This window comes from Pumilibacter muris, assembly GCF_943193045.1.
In the GTDB taxonomy this organism is placed as follows: Bacteria; Bacillota; Clostridia; order Christensenellales; family Pumilibacteraceae; genus Pumilibacter; species Pumilibacter muris.
In genome coordinates this window covers 1-15,496 of the sequence record NZ_CALPCN010000012.1, presented here as the reverse complement: position 1 = coordinate 15,496, position 15,496 = coordinate 1, and the positions used below count along the sequence as shown (strand labels likewise).

At 49.0% G+C, this 15,496-nt stretch carries 12 protein-coding genes; 4 read left to right on the top strand and 8 right to left on the bottom strand.

From position 1 onward, the window contains the following. Position 1 precedes the first annotated feature (1 nt). The 4 genes from NFR62_RS10030 to NFR62_RS10015 all read right to left on the bottom strand — a co-directional run bounded on the left by NFR62_RS10030 (position 2) and on the right by NFR62_RS10015 (position 6,628). Positions 2 to 1,078 carry a D-alanine--D-alanine ligase gene (locus NFR62_RS10030; protein ID WP_251618039.1) on the bottom strand — a complete coding sequence of 359 codons (1,077 nt, stop codon included), beginning with the start codon at positions 1,076 to 1,078 and terminating at the stop codon, positions 2 to 4. Between the two features lie 654 nt (positions 1,079 to 1,732). Further along, positions 1,733 to 3,211 (bottom strand): O-antigen ligase family protein, encoded by a 1,479-nt coding sequence (locus NFR62_RS10025; protein ID WP_251618038.1) that lies wholly within the window; start codon positions 3,209 to 3,211, stop codon positions 1,733 to 1,735. A 40-nt stretch (positions 3,212 to 3,251) separates the two neighbouring features. Next, a complete protein-coding gene (locus NFR62_RS10020; protein ID WP_251618036.1) occupies positions 3,252 to 5,246 on the bottom strand; it encodes a polysaccharide biosynthesis protein in 1,995 nt (664 codons plus the stop codon). Between the two features lie 68 nt (positions 5,247 to 5,314). Beyond that, positions 5,315 to 6,628, bottom strand: a complete 1,314-nt coding sequence (locus tag NFR62_RS10015) for a YveK family protein (RefSeq protein ID WP_251618034.1) — start codon at positions 6,626 to 6,628, stop codon at positions 5,315 to 5,317. 525 nt (positions 6,629 to 7,153) lie between these two features. On the opposite strand from NFR62_RS10015, the gene NFR62_RS10010 reads away from it, so the two are divergent. Genes NFR62_RS10010 through NFR62_RS10000 form a run of 3 tightly spaced genes read left to right on the top strand, consistent with a single transcriptional unit; the run spans position 7,154 to position 10,891 of the window. Further along, on the top strand, positions 7,154 to 7,834 hold the full coding sequence (locus tag NFR62_RS10010; RefSeq protein ID WP_251618033.1) for a COG2426 family protein: 681 nt from the start codon (positions 7,154 to 7,156) through the stop codon (positions 7,832 to 7,834). Position 7,835: 1 nt separating this feature from the next. Further along, positions 7,836 to 9,650: a glutamine--fructose-6-phosphate transaminase (isomerizing) gene (gene glmS / locus NFR62_RS10005; protein WP_251618032.1), complete on the top strand. Its 1,815-nt coding sequence runs from the start codon at positions 7,836 to 7,838 to the stop codon at positions 9,648 to 9,650. 41 nt (positions 9,651 to 9,691) lie between these two features. Next, entirely contained in the window at positions 9,692 to 10,891 is a 1,200-nt protein-coding gene (locus NFR62_RS10000) for a cofactor-independent phosphoglycerate mutase (RefSeq protein WP_251618031.1), read from the top strand. A gap of 6 nt (positions 10,892 to 10,897) precedes the next feature. Here NFR62_RS10000 and NFR62_RS09995 read toward each other — a convergent pair whose 3' ends face one another. Genes NFR62_RS09995 through hisH form a run of 4 tightly spaced genes read right to left on the bottom strand, consistent with a single transcriptional unit; the run spans position 10,898 to position 14,093 of the window. Beyond that, positions 10,898 to 11,410 carry a hypothetical protein gene (locus NFR62_RS09995; protein WP_251618030.1) on the bottom strand — a complete coding sequence of 171 codons (513 nt, stop codon included), beginning with the start codon at positions 11,408 to 11,410 and terminating at the stop codon, positions 10,898 to 10,900. After that, positions 11,394 to 12,662, bottom strand: coding sequence for a hypothetical protein (locus NFR62_RS09990; RefSeq protein WP_251618029.1), 1,269 nt, complete (start codon positions 12,660 to 12,662; stop codon positions 11,394 to 11,396). The genes NFR62_RS09995 and NFR62_RS09990 overlap by 17 nt, the downstream gene beginning before the upstream one ends. Before the next feature lie 46 nt (positions 12,663 to 12,708). Next, on the bottom strand, positions 12,709 to 13,464 hold the full coding sequence (gene hisF / locus NFR62_RS09985; RefSeq protein WP_251618027.1) for an imidazole glycerol phosphate synthase subunit HisF: 756 nt from the start codon (positions 13,462 to 13,464) through the stop codon (positions 12,709 to 12,711). Further along, the gene (gene hisH, locus NFR62_RS09980; RefSeq protein WP_251618025.1) at positions 13,461 to 14,093 is read right to left on the bottom strand and encodes an imidazole glycerol phosphate synthase subunit HisH; all 633 of its coding nucleotides are present in this window, start codon (positions 14,091 to 14,093) and stop codon (positions 13,461 to 13,463) included. Before hisH ends, hisF begins: the two co-directional genes overlap by 4 nt. A gap of 136 nt (positions 14,094 to 14,229) precedes the next feature. On the opposite strand from hisH, the gene NFR62_RS09975 reads away from it, so the two are divergent. Further along, positions 14,230 to 15,153, top strand: coding sequence for a prolipoprotein diacylglyceryl transferase (locus NFR62_RS09975; RefSeq protein WP_251618024.1), 924 nt, complete (start codon positions 14,230 to 14,232; stop codon positions 15,151 to 15,153). Positions 15,154 to 15,496: the final 343 nt, after the last annotated feature.

Below are 15,496 nucleotides of genomic sequence, written 5' to 3'. Positions count from 1 at the left end.
GTTACTTTTTCCGTCCCTCTCCTCTAAACGGCTTATATGCGTATTTAAGCCGTTTTTTCACGCCGAAAACGGAAAGAGCGCGTTCGGTTAATTTTCGCACCACATATTCGGTTCCTCCCTCGAAAAAGTACGACGAAAGCGAACCGGGCACGGTGTTAATCTCGTTAACGTAAAGTTCGCCATCGGCATATAAAAAGTCTACCCGCGCAACGCCGTCGGCTCCCACCGCGTTATACGCCGAAACGGCAAGCGAACGGATTTTAGAGCGCAACCCCTCGTCGATTTTCGCGGGGAACTCGCGCCCCACGCTATCCGACTTGCTCAAATACTTATCTTCGTAGGTTAAAAAATCTTTCCACCCCACAGGTTTTTCAACTTCGCTCGGCTCGCCGCAAAGCACCGCGCAGTTAAACTCCTCAAAGTTTTCGAGCGCCGATTCTATAACAACCGAAGTATCCCATTCGAGCGCCACGCGCACGGCGGTGAACAGTTCGTGAAAATCGTGCGCAAGTCCTATTCCTATGCTGCTGCCCAAATTGCTCGGCTTAACAATTAAAGGGAATTTTAGCTCGCGCTTAACCTTTTCAACGGTGCCGTAAGAATCGTTCACGTAGTTTTCGCCGCTCACCGTTATGTGCGGCACAATAGGCAATCCCGCTTCTTTAAACAGCCGTTTCATTAAAGCTTTATCCATGCCCGCCGAGCTTGCCGCCACTCCGCTCCCCGTATACGGAAGTCCGCAAAGTTGCAATAGCCCTTGCAAACTGCCGTCTTCGCCGTTCACGCCGTGATTGCAAATAAGGCAACAGTCGAGTTTAATAAGCTTTTTGCCGTTTTTTGCATACAGCCAATTAGAGGACGGGCGCAAGTGCACTTCTTTTCCGGGCGCCGCGCTCGCTTTTTTCTTATAGGTGTTTATGTCGGCATACTCTTTCCCCGTATGCCAAATTCCCTTTTCGTCTATGTATACGGGCACAGCTTTGTGCTCTTTGGGAAATTCCGCAAGAGCCTGCAACCCCGTTACTATGCTCACGTTATGTTCGCAACTTTTGCCGCCGAAAAAAACCGCAATATTCATTATAACCTCCCGTTTTAAAAGCACAACCGCATTAAAAACGCACAAAGTGCGGCAAGCGCCTTCAAAATTATATATGCGCATATTCGCATAGGCGTGAAAAAAAGCCGTCGCGTAGCCCGCAACGGCATTTATGCGCATATTCGCAAACATTCTTTCGGCTTTTTAGTTGCAATGACGCCTCTTGTCATTGCGAGCGAGTGAAACGAGCGCGGCAATCTCCCCAGCCTTTTGGTCGCAAAAGGCTTCGGCGAAAACGATAAGAGGGAGGGACACTTTTCGATTGTGTCCCTCCCCTCTTAACACCCCACCCCGCAACGAAAAAGGCTGCGCCTTTTATGGCTCTTTATAGGTTGGAGCTAAAAATTATAGTTACGAATTCGAAAATCGATTGCGTTTAATTCCCGTTGCCGTTAAGAGGGGTTAAGGGGCGGAGTCCTTTATCGTTGCGAGGATTGGGGCGCGACGCGGCGGCACAGTGTGCCGTAAAAACAGCACAGTGTGCTGTCGTTAGCCAAAGCGGGGAGCGGCTACGCCCGCGACCCGAGCTCACAGCCGAAAGTGTCCCCGACGTGCTTTTGCCGCACTTTTGGCACGCCTCCAAAAGTGCCACCATGCAAAGCGAATAGTCGCTTCAAGACACGATAAAAATACAACTTAATACAGCGCCTTATATCCCCTTTTGTTGCGTCTCATATACGCGAAAGGCAAAGTCGCGTTAAGGTCGTGCTCGGCAAACACGATTGCAAAATTCAAAAACAGTTGGCTGCCCAAATACATAACGAAATTATCGAGTAGCGAAATGCACAGTATGCCGCCCGCGAGAACTCCCAAAAAAAGCCTTTCGAGCGTTAATTTTTGCGTAAACAGCGCGTAAGTGTGCATACGGAAAAACAAATACGTTCCTATGCCCACAACGCCGCCCGTAACGGTAAATTGAATTAAAGTGTTATGATAATAAGAAAAATTGTGAAATAGTTCTTTAAATCTGTGCCTAAGCCCCACGCCGAAAACGGGATGTTCTTTAAAAAAGTTTATACCGTCGTTCCAAAGCTCGAACCTGCCCCTGTCTTTAAACCCGTTGTCGGTAAAAAATTTGAGCATTTGGGCAATTTCGTCTTTCATCACAACGAGCGCCGCTATTCCCGCAACGAACGCCGCCGCGCCGCATATCAACGTTTGCGCCCTCTTTTTTCCGAATATCAAGCAAAGAACATAACACAAGCAAAACAGCGGCAACGTGAACAAGAGCGACGCACGGGCGTAAGTGAAAACTTGCGCAATAACAATCATGCAAGCGGCAACGAAATAATACCAATTATTCTTTTTTTCGGTACACATAAGATAAAAGCAAAGCGGCATGTCGCGGAAAAGCACCTCGCCCGCCGTGTTGCTTATTCCCCACCCGAAAATAAGATTGTCTTTCGAAAAGCCGCCGTCTATAAACGGTTTGTTAATAAAATACGTTGCTAAAACCTGCGCTCCCACCGTAAGCCCGTGAACGAGGCACACAAAAGCGAAATACCGCAAAGAGTCGCGCGTGGGGCGCACGCACCCTCTAAGTAAAAAATATACCCCCACCATATATACCAAAAGTTTCAGAGCGTCGGGAATGTTTCTAAACGTGTACCCCGAAAAAAAGAAGCCGTTTGTAATAAGCCCGAAACCGAGCACCGCAAAAGCCAAATTAAATCTGCTTGACCGCAAACGCCTAAACGAAAAATTCATTAAAAGGTGAAACAAAAAAGCAAGCCCCGCAACGGCGCCGAATATACCCAAAACAACATACGAAGCCGAATTGAACTTTTCGAAATCGCGGTTTCCCACAGAGCGCGCCACAGTAAAAAACGTCAGCACTCCGAACGCGGGCAACGCGTCGGAACAAACAACGAGCGAAGACGTGCCGGCAACAGCCAAAAATGCGTATGTAAGCTCGTCTATGCCTAAAATATTCAAGCCCAAGCTTATAACGCCCACTGCGTAAATAAAAAACGGCGAATAAAAAAAGTCGGATATTTTCCGCATTATTCCGCTCTCTCGCCATTTTCCGAACTTAGCCCTAAACAACGCAAGCTTATACGCAAGCTCCCGCATTCGCGTAGTTCTTCCGTATGTTCCGCCGTTTGCAATCGCCATGTTATTCGTTTCCTTCCTTTGCGTAGCCGTTTTTTCTTACCTATTTAACCGTAACCGCAAGCTTTTCTACGCTTTCGGCGTTTTGTTCATCTCTGTGCGAGGTTCGCGCCGCTATTTCGGCGTTTTGAGTAGCGAGCAATTCAGCCGCAACCTTATCGCGGAAGTCGCTCGGAACAATTTCGAATATCGTTTTTTCGGTGACGCGCTCGTCTTCTTTGAACGCCGCTTTTCTGAGTTTTTCAAGTTGCACGTCAAACGTTTTGCCGTCGATTTTTTCGAGGCGGGTAACGAAAATCCCCTCGTGCATAGTTTTGTCTACTGTCTCTTTATCGTAGCGAAGCTCTTCGAACAGCTTTTCGCCGGGTCGCAGCCCCGTAACTTTAATGGGAATATCCTGCTCGGGAATAAGTCCGTTTATGCGAATAAGGTCGCACGCAAGGTCGTATATATACACCGGCTCGCCCATATCGAGCACAAACACTTCGCCGCCTGAGGCAAGCGCCGCCGTTTGCATAACGAGCCTTACCGCTTCGGGTATAGTCATAAAATACCGTTTTATATTTCTATCCGTGAGCGTAATCGGTCCGCCCTCTTTTATTTGCTTTAAGAAAATGGGAATAACACTGCCGTTGCTTCCGAGCACGTTTCCGAACCGCACCGCCGCCATCTGCATGTTAAACACTTTGCCGCGCGTTTGAATGAGCATTTCGGCAAGCCGTTTGCTCGCGCCCATAACATTGGCGGGATTAACCGCTTTATCGGTAGACACAAGCACAAAGCGCTTAACGCCCGCGTTTTCGCACTCTTCTATTGTGTTCAAAGTGCCGAACACGTTGTTTTTTATAGCTTCGGTAGGCGCGATTTCCATCATGGGCACATGTTTATATGCCGCCGCGTGGAAAACGATTTCGGGGTTATACAGCCCAAGCGTTTCGCGCAGTTTGTCGCGCTCGCGCACAGTGCCTATAACAAGCGAATATCTGCCCGCAAACTGCGATTTGAATTCCTCGTTCAAAAAGAACATTCCGTTCTCGTGCATGTCGAACACAACAAGATGACGGCAACCGTACCTAAGCGCTTGGCGGCAAAGCTCGCTTCCTATGCTTCCCGCGCCGCCCGTAACCATAACCACTTTGTCTTTAACTGCGGAATTCATAAGCTCGTCGCACACTCTGAATTCGTCGCGTCCCAAAAGCTCTTCTATTTTTAGGTCGCGTAGCGAAAGAGTCTGCTTAGACATATCGCTTGCGTTCGTCATTTCCGGCATTACTTTAATGGGAACGTTAAACTTCGAGCAACGCTCGTAAATGCTTCTGAGCTGAGTTTTGGAAAGCTTCATAATTGCTATAACAATAGCCTGCGCGCGGTATTTGGCAACCGTTTCGCCGAGCCTGTCCATTCCGCCTTCCACTTTTATGCCGTATATTTTCTTGTCTTGCTTGTCGGGGTCGTCGTCTATAAACGCGACGGGAAAATATCCGTCTTGCGGATTGTTTATAAACCTGTTTATAATAAGCGAGCCCATGTAGCCCGCGCCGATTACAACCGTTCTACGCGCGGCATAATCCGCTTTTCCGCCCACAAGACGGCGAACGTACACAATGTAGTTCATAATGCCGTTTATAAAGCGCGTAACGCCCGAGCATATCGCCGAAAACAGCAAATACATTAAAGCAAGCGGCGACCAAAGCTGAAAATCGAACGCAACGTTCATTATAACTTTAAACAGCATTATAATGCCGAACGAAGTGAAATATGCCAAAATAAATTTGAAAAACTCCACCCTGCCCGCATATTTCCAAACCGAATTGTAGCAATCGAAAAACACAAGCATCGATATGGTTATAATCACCATTGCGAGCATGGCAAGCCACTCGAAGCTTGTGTAACCTTCGGGCACGGGAGCGCGGTAAAACATTATCGCGCGGGCAGCCCAATACGAGCCGAAAGCGAAAACCACGTCTAAAATTATAACCGTGATAACCGACCTCAGCTTATTAGAAGCGTGCTTCGCTTTTTCTTTCTTTCGTTTCATTCCGTTAAATCCCCGCAGCCTGATTTTTAAGCGCTAACGTATTTTTTTTATTAAACTTTTTTCCTTGGTTATTCTTCTTCGTCGGCGATAAAATAAACGTTTCCGCCCACAAAACTTCTTCCCGTTTTTTCTATAACGGTTCCTATAGCTTTTTCGCCCGCGTCCGCCTCTTGCACAAGCCCGAGCATGTCGGGCATTCTCATTTTGCTTTGATTAACCGCGAAAACGGTTTTATCGCTTATTTTCGAGAGAACTCCCACAGAGCCGTCGTCGCGGTACGGCGCGCATATAACCACTCTGCCGTATTGCTTTTTAAGCTCCTCTATTTTGTCGCCGTTTCCGAGCGCGAGCGCCCACGAGCGGGTGCCGTTCATCACGAACACGCCGTTTTCCTCTTTTAAACATTCCGAAAGTTTCGCGCCGCCCACATACGCGCCGAACGTGTCGGGCTCACTGCCGTCGCCGCACGAAAAGTCTATTCTTAAAGTTTTGTGCCCCGCGCTTGCCGCGTATTCTCCGCACAGCTCCGAAAGCCTGCGGCAAGTTTCCTCATTTCCGCAAACGGCAAGCACCTGCGCGCCCGACATCTCGCAGTCTATACGCGGGCACACCTTGTTCGAAACGGAGCCTTTGCTCACGCCCAAAAGTTTGCGTCCCGTAACTTCCGCAATATCGCCGTATGAAGTAATACGCTTGTCTATATAATATGCAATAAGCATTGCAATCATAGCCGCAACGAATCCGCCTACAACGCCTATAACCGCGCCTTTCAAAAGTCCCAAACCGTCGAGCGTGTTTTCAACTCGCTCTTCCGCCAAAGATATGGTAAGTTTGGAATCAATCGTTTCGGGGCTGTCGCCCACTCTGTCGGCAAGCATCGGTTCGCGCCTAACGGCTTCCGCCTTTGCAAGTTCAAGATAGGTATTAACCGCCTTTGCGGGAAAACCGTCGTTCGTCTTTTTATCCTGCACAAAACTGACGCTAATATAATAGCTCGAATCCACCACCTGCAACCGCTCGTAAAATTTGTCTTTCGCCTCGTTTACGGTAAGCTTTTTGTTGATTTCGAGTTCGCGCCACTCTTTTCCCAAATGTTGATACGTTTTGTCCGCGACCAACTGCGAACGCATCACCGAGAGAGCTTCCGATTTTATTGTGTTGTATAAATTAGCGGGAATTTCCGCTTTGTCGCTCAAATCTTCAAAAAATGAGCTTACGCCGCTTATCGCAACGTTCCCCTCGTATTTAACATACTCTTTGTCGCGCAGCATAATGCCGGACACAAGCCCCGCTCCCAAACCGAGCACCGCGCATATAGCCACGATAAGCCAGTAGCGGAACGCATAAATAAAATAGTTTTTAAACGAAAACTCTTTTCTCATTATATTTCGTCTCTCTTTTTTATTGCCGACAGCGGCGCCGACTTAGCCCGCGCGTTGCGTCCGCAAAAAAGTATGCGAAAACCACGCCTCAATCGGACAATTTCAATTATACTATTTTCACGGCTCGGGTGTCAATCTTTTTGTACCTTTGCAATCACAAAAAACGCCCCCAAACACTATTTTCGGCAACTGCGACGCAAAATAAACGCCGCAAGCGGGATAAGAGTTTAAAATATAAATTGACAAACCGAAGCATATACTATAAAATAGTATATAAATCAAACGCGGGCTTGCCGCGTTTAAATGTCATTGCGAGCGAGTGCAACGAGCGAAGCAATCCCATGCAACAATGTCATTGCGAGCGATAGCGAAGCAATCCCGTGTATGGAGCGAAAAACGCAACAAAGATTGCCGCGTCACTCACTGCGTTCGTTCCTCGCAATGACAAGGAATGATAACGTCATTGCGAGCGCAGCGAAGCAATCCCCCGCACAGAACGAAAACCGTTAAAATTTAGGAGGCAGTTTGAACGAAATCATACAAATTATAACTCAGGCAATGCTCAAAGTGTTTCGGTTCCCCGAGCTTGTAACGGTTTTTATATCCATTCTGCCCATTGTGGAAGCGCGCGGAGCAATACCCATAGCTTTCGGCTACGGAATAAAACCGCCGTTAGCTCTTTTATACGCTTTTTTGGGCTCGTCTTTAATGGCGCCCGTTTTAATAGCCGCTTTGCTTCCGTTCGTAAAATGGCTTTCTCGCACAAAGCTGTTTAAAAAAGTAGGGCAAACCATATACGAAAAATTCGAGAAAAAATCGCAAAATATCTTAAAAGACGATTCCCTTCCATCGCCCGACGGCGAACAAATCAAAAAAAAGAGCGACTTCCGAAAAATGCTCGGCGTGTTCGCTTTCGTGGCTATCCCCCTCCCTCTTACCGGAGTTTGGACGGGCAGCGCGGTTGCGGCGCTCACAAAGCTGCCGTATCCGAAAGCTCTCGTGTCGGTTGTGGCGGGAAACCTCGTTGCAACTTCAATAATAACACTGCTGTGTTTTTTCTTCTCGGCGGTAATCGACTACATTATTCTCGCAATAGGAATTATAGCAATCGCGGTAGTTATCGCCCTTATAATAAAAATAATTCTTCACAAACCGCGCCAAACCGAACAGGAAACCGAAACAGAAAAAAAGGAGAACAACGACTGATATGTGCGGAATAGTAGGCTACACGGGGAAAAAACAGGCGACTCCCATTCTTTTGGACGGGCTCGGACGGCTCGAATACAGAGGATACGACAGTAGCGGAGTGGCGGTTGCAAGCGGCGACGAAATTCAAATCGTTAAAGCCAAAGGGCGGCTGTTCGAACTCGAAAAACTCACCGAAGGAGTAAATCCCGCAGGCACTACCGGCATAGGGCACACGCGGTGGGCAACTCACGGCGGCCCGAGCGACGAAAACGCTCATCCGCATTTCAGCCGCGACAAAAGCTTTGCGGTTGTGCACAACGGCATAATAGAGAACTACCTCGAACTGCGAGCATTTCTTTCGGAACGCGGCTTTACTTTCCGTTCCGAAACCGACACCGAACTAATATCGCTTTTGCTCGAATATTACTACGGCGGCGACATGCTCGACACCATAATAAAAGTGCGCAACAAAATTAAAGGTTCTTACGCGCTCGGCATACTTCACGCGGGCGACGGCGACACATTCTACGCTCTAAGAAAAGATTCCCCTCTTGTTCTCGGCGTGGGCGACGACGAAAACTTTATAGCGTCCGACATTCCTGCCGTGCTCCCCTACACCCGTAAATTTATAATACCCGACGAAAAAGAAATCGCCGTTTTAACGCCTAACGGCATAACCGTTTTTAACACAAACAAAGAAAAAATAGAAAAAACGCCGATAGTTTCCGACCTGAGCGCCGCCGACGCCGAAAAAGACGGCTATCCGCATTTTATGCTCAAAGAAATTTTCGAGCAACCGGGCGCGGTTAAAAAAACGGTGCACGACCGCATTACTCCCGACGGCATACGGCTCGACAGAATAAAACTTAACGGCAAAGATTTTCGCAAAATTTGCGTCGCGGCATGCGGCAGCGCATATCACGCGGGCGTCGTAGGCAAATATTTTATAGAAAAGTTCGCCCGCATAGAGGTGGAAACCGACCTTGCAAGCGAGTTCAGATATCGCAACCCCATTCTCGGCTCCGACTGCCTCACCGTTATAATAAGCCAGTCGGGCGAAACCGCAGATTCTCTCGCCGCACTGCGCGAAGCCAAACGGCACGGCAGCCGAGTGCTCGCAATAGTGAACGTTGTGGATTCGAGCATAGCGCGCGAAGCGGACGACGTATTATACACCCGCGCAGGTCCCGAAATTGCCGTAGCCACAACAAAAGGCTACACCACGCAAGTCGCAACGCTGTGCTTATTAGGCTTAAAATTCGCGCACGATTGCGGCACCATTTCGCACGACGAATATCTGTCGCTCACGCGCGAACTAAAAGCGGTGCCCGACTTGCTCGGAAAATACATCGACGAAGTAAACGGAAAAGCGCAATATCTTGCGGGCAAATACTACCCCGCTTCCGACGCTTATTTTATAGGTCGGGGCTACGACTGGGCGGCGGCGCTCGAAGGCGCTTTAAAACTTAAAGAAATATCGTATATTCACGCCGAAGCTTACGCGGCGGGCGAATTAAAGCACGGAACCATTTCGTTGATAGAAAAAAATTCGCTCGTAATAGGAATTGCCGCCGAACCCGAACTGCGCGAAAAAACGCTTTCGAACATTAAAGAAGTGCGCTCGCGCGGCGCTGCGGTTATAGGAGTTACCGACGCGCCGCAAACGATTGCCGCCGAATGCGACGACATTCTCGAATTGCCCGAAACGAACAGCGCGTTTTCGCCTTTGTTCACGGCGGCGGCGCTTCAACTTTTTGCATACTACGTTGCGGCGGCTCGCGGCGGCGACATAGACAAACCGAGAAATTTGGCAAAATCCGTTACAGTGGAATAATTTTCAACGCGCAACCGCGAATAACGCAAGGAGAAAACAAAATGAAATACGTTACGATACTTTTCGACGGAATGGCAGACTATCCCGACGAAAACGGCGAAACTCCAATGAGCCTTTCGCATAAACCTACGGTAGACGCGCTTGCGAAAGTCTCGGAAGTAGGCTTATGCGGCACAGTGCCAGAAGGCATGAAACCGGGCTCCGACGTGGCAAACCTCTCGGTTATGGGTTACGACCCGCGCAAATGCTATACCGGGCGTTCTCCGCTCGAAGCTTTGAGCATAGGGGTGCCTCTCGGCGAAAACGGCGTAACTTACCGTTGCAACCTTGTAACGCTTTCGAACGAAAGCGACTTCTCCGAAAAAACAATGCTCGATTATTCCGCAGGCGAAATTTCAACAAACGAAGCTGCCGAACTTATTTCTTTTCTCGACGAAAATCTTTCGGGCGACGGACTTAAATTCTATGCGGGAGTATCGTACCGCCACTGCTTAAAACGCGAAAGCGGCGCGCTCGGCGCAATACTCACTCCCCCGCACGACATATCCGACCGCAAAATAGCCGACTATCTTCCGCGCGGAATGTATTCGGCGCAGTTACGCTCTTTAACGGAACGCGCGCACGAACTCTTAAAAGAACACCCCGTAAATTTAAAACGAACGGAGCGCCGACAAAATCCCGCGAACTCGATTTGGCTTTGGGGCGAGGGCACAAAACCCAAGCTCGAAAATTTTACGACGCTTACGGGGCTTAAAGGAGCCGCCATAAGCGCGGTAGACTTAATAAAGGGCATAGCGCTCGGCGCGGGCATGACGAGCATAAACGTGGAAGGCGCAACAGGCAACTTGCACACCAACTTCGAGGGCAAAGCCCAAGCCGCAATAAACGCTCTTAAAAGCCACGACTATGTGTACGTTCACCTCGAAGCTCCCGACGAATGCGGGCATCAAGGCGACAAAAAAGGGAAAATTCGAGCAATAGAACTCATAGACGAAAAAATAGTCGCTCCCGTTCTTGCGGCTCTGCAAAACGGCAACGACGACTTTAAAATACTTGTGCTTCCCGACCACGCCACTCCCGTATCGCTAAAAACTCACACGGGCGAGCCTGTGCCCTATATGCTTTACGACTCGCGCAAAAAGCAAAACGGCGTAAATTCCCTCACCGAAAAATCGGCGGCGAAAACGGGCAAAACGATTAGCTACGGTTTCGAACTCATACATAAACTAACCGAAAAATAAGTGCTTTCAATTCCCGCCGCAATTTTTTTGCCGCCCGCATTCTCGCGCACGCTCGGCGGCTTCGAGAACCTGAACAATAAACTCTTCGGCGTCGCCGTCGGATATTCCCGGCGACGCTATTTTCATTTTTCCGCCGTAATAATAAACCGTTACCGTTTTTATTTTAAATTTGAAATACGCAACCGTGCACAAAATCATTGCCGCCGCGCCGAGCGCAAGAAAAACTATGCCGAGCACAAAACGCAAAGTTTTTCCGTCAGGCAAAAAATAGGCGCTCAAAACGCAACAAAGCGCAAAGAACGAAAAACCGAGCGCAAGATACCTTTCGAACCTTTCTTCGCACCATTCGGCGCAAGTCACCGCGTCGATACTCACAACTTTTTTGTGCTCTCGCCCGAAGCGGTTGATTCCCGTTTTATAAACGCGTTTTTCGGTAACCGTAACCCTATCGCCGCGAATCTTTTTATGACCTGAGTCGCAATCTATTTTGCACAGCACTTTTTCATCTTTTTCCGCCACGCTTATTCACCTTTCCCGCAAAAAATTTTTCTTCCGTTTTTTGCCCGTGTAAACTACTTAAACTGTTTTTTTCGTTCTCATGCCGCAAATCCGCGATTCCACATTTGTTCACGTCCAAAACCGAATAATCGCGCGCGTTTGCTTCCGCTTCCGAATCGCTCAAACTTTTCTCCGCATTTAAACGCGCTGCAAAACTTTTCATAGCGGCGTTTTTCTCCGCATTTTTAAATTCGTTCGCATTGTCGAATACGTTCGGCGCCGACGCGCTCTTTCTCAACTTTTCGGAAAATTCAGCCTTTAAAACGCCGTTTGCAATTTCGGCAGCCGAACCACGCGACGCCGCAACTTCCGCGCCGCTCGCCTTCGCCGCTTTAAGCGCCGCAATTTTTTCATCCGTTTGTTTCAGCCATTGCGCGAACGGAACGGGCGAAACAAATTTCACAGCTTCCGAACTCGGCGGAGTCCATAAAAAGTCTTTAACGGCGTTGCCGAAAATTTCGTCCGCAAAAATCGTTCCCGTATTTCCCGTTTGAAACTTATAGGTAATTTTATATTTGCCGGGAATTTTGGCGTTGAAAATTTTAATAGGCGAAACGCTGTCAAACAAATAGTAGCCGTTGCCCGCATACCGTATTTCGGATATTTTCCCCGCCGAGTCGCAAACAAACTCCACTCTTATTCCGCGCCCTACTCCCGCTATTCCGTTTTCCGTAACAAAACAGCTCATGTCGCACAAAATCCCGAACCAAAAACTCGGCGTCATTGTGGAATAAAGCGAACTGCGCCTTTGAAGCGCTTTGTTGTATCTTCCCGCAAACGGCGAATAGTTCGCCTTGTCTTCGAATCTGTCGTAACCGCCGTTTCCCGCCTCTATGCCTCCGCTCTCGTATTCGAGCTTTGAAACGTATCTGCCGCGAGAATAATACAGCCTGTCGTCTCCTCTTTTCCAAAACAGCGTGCGTTCGGCAAATTTTTGACTTTTAAAATCGAGAGCGAACGCAAACCACAGCCTTATTTCGAAATATATTAAAGCCGCCGTAAGCAAACAAAATACAAACCAATAAAGGCTCCCGTAAAGCCTGTTGAGAAACAAAACGAGAACGGCATATATTGCCGCGAAAAAAAGCGACATTCCAAGCGTGAAACCCCACCTGCCCGCAGGGCAATATTGAGTTTTGGTAATCACGCCGCCATCAACGTCGAACATAGCGTTCAATTTGTCTTTTATTTTTTCTATTCCGATTTCCGCCATTTTTCTCAATCTTCCGTTTATATATTGCCGTACACCCTAATTGTTTTCATCTTCGAACGCAAATTCCCGCCGTCGCCAAATACTGTTTAAGTTCGCCTATGGGAATTTTGTTGTAGTGAAACACCGAAGCCGCAAGAGCCGCGTCGGCATGCGCAAACTCGAACGCGTCGGCAAAATGTTTCATGCCGCCCGCCCCGCCCGACGCTATAACGGGAATACGCGCACTATCCGACACCGCGCGGGTAAGCTCGCACTCGTATCCTATGTTGGTGCCGTCGCGGTCTATGCTTGTGAGCAAAATTTCTCCCGCGCCCAAACGTTCCGCTTTCGCCGCCCACTCGAACGCGTCGAGCGCTTCCTTTTTTCTGCCGCCCTGCGAATGCACAACGTAATGCCCGTCCTCTTTTTTCGCGTCGATTGCCACAACCACGCACTGTCTGCCGAATTTATCGGCAAGCCGCGAAATAAATTCGGGCTCGCGTATCGCCGAAGTGTTCACCGACACTTTGTCGGCGCCCGCCCGCAAAATAGCGGTGGCGTCCGCCACAGTGCGTATTCCGCCGCCCACTCCGAGCGGAATTGCCAAGCGTTCGGCAACCTTAGTCACGGTTTCGGCAACGGTTTCCGCTCCGCGCACCGACGCGGTAATATCCAAAAACACAATTTCATCGGCGCCCGCGCGTTCGTAAGCTTCCGCCACTTCGGCGGGGTCGCCCGCGTCGGTAAGATTTGTAAAATTAACCCCTTTCACAACTCTGCCGTCTTTCACGTCGAGGCACGGAATAATGCGTTTCGCAGTCATGCTTCCGCCCTCCCGTAGCAATAATTCAAAAAGTTTACAAGTATAGTATGCCCAACCGACGAACTTTTTTCGGGGTGGAATTGAGTGGCGAACACGTTGCCGCGCTCCACAGCCGCGTCGAAAGTTTCGCCGTATTTTGCGCGCGCGCAAGCGCACCCCTCGCTAAACACCGCATACGAATGAACAAAATACACAAAGTCGCCGTCTTTTACGCCGCGCATAAGCTCGCCCTTGCAATCGGTTAAACTCGTCCAACCCATGTGCGGCGATTTGAGCGAACCCGTTTTAAGCTTTAAAACCTTACCCGGCAATATTCCCAGCCCCGTAGCGCCTACGCTCTCTTCGCTCGAAGAAAACAAAAGCTGCATTCCCAAACAAATTCCTAAAATAGGCGTTCCGCCCGATACTTTTTCTTTAACGCTCGCGTAAAAGCCCGATTCTTTAAGCGACTCCGCCGCATAACCGAACGCTCCCACTCCCGGCAAAACCACGCCCGCGCAGCCGCTCAACTCGCTCGGAGTTTTTGCGACGTAAACAGGCGCGGCGGCGCGTTTTAACGCGCACAACACGGAATAAAGGTTCCCCGCCCCGTAGTCTATAACAGCTATTTTTCCGTTTTCTGCGCTCAAATATATACCGTCCTTACGCCGTAACGCGCGGCTTTCTTTTCATTATACATAGTTTTGCGCCCCGCGTCAATTTTTTCGACGCACTTTTGAAAGCCTCCGTATTGACAAACGGTATTTCGTATGATATAATACGGGTATGTATCCATATTTGTTCGGAGTGGAAAGACTTCCTATGTACGGCATATTGCTCGCCGTAGGGCTTCTTTCGGCGGTGCTCCTGTTTAAAATAATATGTAACGTAAAAAAAGTGGACGACAAAACGTACACTTTTTACTCGTTGCTCGCAATAGTGAGCATAGCAATAGGAATTTTGGGTGCGGCAATCTTTCAGGCGTTCTACGATATGATTGAGCTTTACCGCACGCAAAAGATACTCAAATTCGAATTTACGGGTCTTACCTTTATGGGCGGGCTCATACCCGGCGTGCTCGCGTTTGTGCTCGGAACTGTTATATTTGCGAAAGGACAAGTTAAACGCAACTTTTTCGAATGTGCGTCTTACGCCGCGCCGTGCATAGTTTTAGGGCACATGTTCGGGCGGCTCGGCTGTTTTTGCGCGGGTTGTTGCTACGGCAAACGCACCGACGGTATTTTCGGCGTGCGTTTTCCGGGCGACGCTTACAACGTGTATCCCACCCAACTTTTCGAAGTGGCGTTTTTGGCGGTTTTGCTCGCGGTTATGCTCGTGCTCCTCTTCAAATTCAAAATGTATAAACCCCTTCTTCCCATATACGGAATTTCTTATGCGGTTTACAGATTTTTAATAGAGTTCATACGCGACGATTCTCGCGGCGCGCTTATTCCCGGACTTACCCCCAGCCAGTTTCAAGTTATAATCCTCGCGCTCGCGGCAATAGCGCTTGCCGTGCTCGTGTTCGGTTATAATATTATTCCGTTCGCCAAAGCCATAGACCCCGCGCCGAGAGCTAAAAAGAACGCGGTAGCCGCCGAAGCATCGGCAACCGAAACGGGCGAGCCCGACGAGCCAAATCAAAATCTTTCTAACGCAGTCGCTCCCACAGCGGAAGAAAACGAACCGACGGAAAAAGAAAACGAATAATAAACGAACAGCCGCATTTAATAGTGCGGCTGTTTTCTCTATATTCTTACGAAAAACAATTCGCTTGCTCTTTGGCGACATATCCGCAGAAAACAAATCCGACTTTCTCGGGTTTCCCGAGAAAGGACGCCTTTTTAAGTTCGCCTAACACGGGTTAAGCAAGCAAGTGCCGCAAGGCACGCAGCGTAGCGCCGTGTTACGCTTGGGCGACATATCCGCAGAAAACAAATCCGACTTTCTCGGGTTTCCCGAGAAAGGACGCCTAATTAAGTTCGCCTAACACGGGTTAAGCAAGCAAGTGCCGCAAGGCACGCAGCGTAGCGCCGTGTTACGCTTGGGCGAC

What these genes read in the sequence shown, in the direction of transcription:
- NFR62_RS10030 (WP_251618039.1), bottom strand. Translation starts at nt 1,078, where the DNA reads ATGAATATTGCGGTTTTTTTCGGCGGCAAAAGTTGCGAACATAACGTG.
- NFR62_RS10025 (WP_251618038.1), bottom strand. Translation starts at nt 3,211, where the DNA reads ATGGCGATTGCAAACGGCGGAACATACGGAAGAACTACGCGAATGCGG.
- NFR62_RS10020 (WP_251618036.1), bottom strand. Translation starts at nt 5,246, where the DNA reads ATGAAACGAAAGAAAGAAAAAGCGAAGCACGCTTCTAATAAGCTGAGG.
- NFR62_RS10015 (WP_251618034.1), bottom strand. Translation starts at nt 6,628, where the DNA reads ATGAGAAAAGAGTTTTCGTTTAAAAACTATTTTATTTATGCGTTCCGC.
- glmS (WP_251618032.1), top strand. Translation starts at nt 7,836, where the DNA reads ATGTGCGGAATAGTAGGCTACACGGGGAAAAAACAGGCGACTCCCATT.
- NFR62_RS10000 (WP_251618031.1), top strand. Translation starts at nt 9,692, where the DNA reads ATGAAATACGTTACGATACTTTTCGACGGAATGGCAGACTATCCCGAC.
- NFR62_RS09990 (WP_251618029.1), bottom strand. Translation starts at nt 12,662, where the DNA reads ATGGCGGAAATCGGAATAGAAAAAATAAAAGACAAATTGAACGCTATG.
- hisF (WP_251618027.1), bottom strand. Translation starts at nt 13,464, where the DNA reads ATGACTGCGAAACGCATTATTCCGTGCCTCGACGTGAAAGACGGCAGA.
- NFR62_RS09975 (WP_251618024.1), top strand. Translation starts at nt 14,230, where the DNA reads ATGTATCCATATTTGTTCGGAGTGGAAAGACTTCCTATGTACGGCATA.